2 protein-coding genes and 1 pseudogene are annotated in these 3,082 nt (G+C 61.3%); all 3 read left to right on the forward strand.

The window, feature by feature from the left end; genetic code table 11:
• A partial coding sequence (locus tag ABX749_RS27525) for a CHAT domain-containing protein (protein ID WP_372898853.1) occupies positions 1 to 761 on the forward strand: 761 nt, incomplete at its 5' end.
• A gap of 21 nt (positions 762 to 782) precedes the next feature.
• Positions 783 to 2,255, forward strand: a complete 1,473-nt coding sequence (locus tag ABX749_RS27530; RefSeq protein WP_372898854.1) for an RtcB family protein — start codon at positions 783 to 785, stop codon at positions 2,253 to 2,255.
• Between the two features lie 50 nt (positions 2,256 to 2,305).
• A pseudogene (locus ABX749_RS27535) lies at positions 2,306 to 3,082 on the forward strand (hypothetical protein); the annotation flags it as partial.

Below are 3,082 nucleotides of genomic sequence, written 5' to 3' on the forward strand. Positions count from 1 at the left end.
AACTGCTGCCGACTGATGAACGCGATTCGCCGTTGCTGGGGGATTCGATCAACGTGTCTTACGCCTCCACGCCTTCGCTGGCGATCTATCCGACGGCGTCGAAAACCACCAACCCGGTCATCGCCATGACGGCCGGAAAATTCTTCGCCCCACGTGACGCGGAAACCAATGCATCGTTGGTGAAATCGATCCTCGATTCCATTCACGCCGGTGCCGCCGTCCGTCTGCCCGCCGATGCGTCGATCCCGACCAGCCGCAGCGGCGAGGTTGCCGGGCATCTGCTGGTCGGTGAACCGGTGACGCCCAACCCCGCTTCGGTGCTCGATTCGCCGCTTGCCGCTTACGAAGCGTCATTGCGGCAAGGCCGGCTGCGATCCTGGTTGGGGTATCCCCCGGGAACGCCCGCCACTGTTTTTCTGCCCGGTTTTCGTTCCAACCTGGACACCAGCCAAGGCGTCTCGGGCCACGAGATCATGCACACGATCGCCGCGTTCCAGTACAGCGGTGTCCGAGATGTGATCCTCAGCCGCTGGGCGGTGGGCGGAGAATCGACGGCGATCCTGTTGCGTGAATATGTCCAAGAGTTGCCGTTTTTGGGGGCCGCCGATGCTTTGGCGCGGGCCAAGAGTGTCCTCCGCCGCAGTGAAATTTCGCCGCTGGGCGAACCTACCCTGTCCGGATCCGATCAAGAACGGGAGACACTGACCGGAGAGGAACCGTTTTTCTGGTCGACTTACCTGCACGCCGCACCGCTGAATTAACGCGTGGACACGACGCACGAGATGATGACCGTCACGGGGGACGCCTTGGCGACCCTTCCGGTCGGCGATGACCTTTCGCCGATCACCGTGATTGGTACCGAGCCCATTCGTCAGTCGTTCGGCGGCGAGACGCTGGCCCAGGCGATCAACAGCCGCCGCGCACCGGGGGTTTCACGCGTCGTGCTCAACCCCGACGCCCATGTCGGTTACGGCGCGCCGGTCGGCTGTGTCATGGTTTCTCCCACCCACATCTATCCCGGACCGGTGGGCGTCGACATCAAGTGCAGCATGAGTCTGTTGCAGATGGATTTGCCGGCCGACGCAATCGATTCGTTGCCGGTTCGAAAAAAACTGATTCGCGCGATTTGCAAACGTGTCCCCACCGGCGCCGGACGCGGGCAACGCCATGCCCCCAAGTCGCGCCGTGTCGACGGCAAACTCGGGTTTCAAATCGCGACCGAGGGGGCGTCGAAACAGGTGCTGAAGAAACTCGGGATCTCGAAATCCTGGGCCGACGCCTGCGAGGATGCGTCTCACACGGCACCCGATGGCAGCTCCGACACGTTGGCGGCGCGGCTGGAATGGATGGGACGGACCCGCGATAAACTCGATCGCATCGAATCCAAGTATCGCCAACTGGGCAGCTACGGTGGCGGCAATCATTTCGGCGAAGCCGAGGTGGTCCAGCTGGTCGACTCGCAACGCGCCATCGCCGACGCGTTCGGGCTCAAAGATGGCTGCGTCGCCTTTTTATCGCATTGCGGTTCACGTGGTTTCGGGCACGACTTGGCCGTGGCGCAGTTCCGTGCGTTAAAGACCGTGTTCCAAAAACAGGGTTTGGCGTTCCCCGCCGGTGATCCCCAACTGGTCTATGCGCCGGTGGATTCACCCGAAGGCCGTGATTATCTGTGTGACATGGCGATGGGAGCCAACTTTGCCACCGTCAATCATCTGCTGATCAACGACTTGGTACTGGAAGCGTTTCGCGAAGTCTTTCCCGGGGTGCGTGGCGATTTGATTTATTTCATTTCGCACAACATCGCCCGACAAGAACCGATCGATGGACAGGTCCAATGGGTCCATCGCAAGGGCGCCACCCGCGCGTTGCCGGCCGGGCATTCACAATTGGTCGGCACGCGGTTTGAATCGACCGGACACCCGATCCTGCTGCCAGGAAATCCACGCGATGGGTCCAGCGTGATGGTGGCAAACGCGGGAGCGGCGGCAGCGGCCTTTAGCGTCAATCACGGCGCGGGACGTCGGCTCAGTCGCACCAAGGCCAAGAAACAGTTGCTGCAACACGAAATCGATCAAGGCCTTGCCGAGCACGATGTGATCAGCAATTGCAGTGCCTATCCCCGCGACGAAGCACCCGACGCGTACAAGGATTTTCAAGAGGTGCTCCGGAGCGTGCGTCAGGCCGGCTTGGCCGAAGAGGTTGCTCGGTTGAAAGCGAAATTTGTGATCAAAGACGGCGCGGCCGCCGACGACTAGAATGGGCGCCGATCGCCCGCCCGTCACATCGCTTTCAGGATTCAAGCACCGTGAGATTCACCCTTCGGTTCCCTTCTTTCGGACTCGTCTTTACAGCCGTCTTCGTCATTCAACTCGCCGCAGCCGGATCGGCGGTCCACGCGCAAACGTCCCATTCCCGATCCTGGTCCGTTTTCGCCGGAACCGGAAAACCGGATTCGCCGATCGCCGTCCGACCCTCGGATCCCACGACGGTTGCATTGCAAAACGTTTACGGCATCGAGGTCACCGCCGATGGGATCTTTTTCAGCACCGTCGACGACCATTCGATTTGGAAATCGGATCACATCGGCACGACGATTCGGCGGATCGCCGGCACCGGAGAAAAGGGACTCAGCGGCGACGGCGGCCCGGCAATCGAAGCGACGTTCAACGCGCCGCACGAAATCCGCGCCGATCGTGACGGCAACTTGTTTGTCGCCGACACACGCAATCATTGCATCCGTCGAATCGATGCGGCCACCGGAGTGATCGAGACCCTCGCCGGGGACGGAGTCGAAGGGTTTCGTGGCGATGGGGAGACCGGGGACAAGGCCCGATTCAGCCAGCCCCACAGCATCGTGCTCGATGGCGACGGAGGCTTGTTGGTTGCCGACACCACCAATCATCGTCTGCGGCGCATCGATTTGGAAACCCGGATCGTGACCACCGTCTCCGGCGACGGTCAACGCAAGCTTCCCGAAGAAGGCGAGTTGGCATCCGATGTTTCTGTCTTTGGTCCGCGATCGCTGGCCATCGACGAGCAGGCGATTTGGTTGGTGCTGCGCGAAGGCAACAGCGTGTGGAGC

The sequence above is a fragment of the Stieleria sp. genome (genome assembly GCF_041595215.1).
GTDB classification, from domain to species: Bacteria; Planctomycetota; Planctomycetia; order Pirellulales; family Pirellulaceae; genus Stieleria; species Stieleria magnilauensis.

Bases quoted from the DNA above. Each gene is read 5' to 3' on its own strand.
- ABX749_RS27530 (WP_372898854.1), top strand. From the start codon at position 783: ATGATGACCGTCACGGGGGACGCCTTGGCGACCCTTCCGGTCGGCGAT.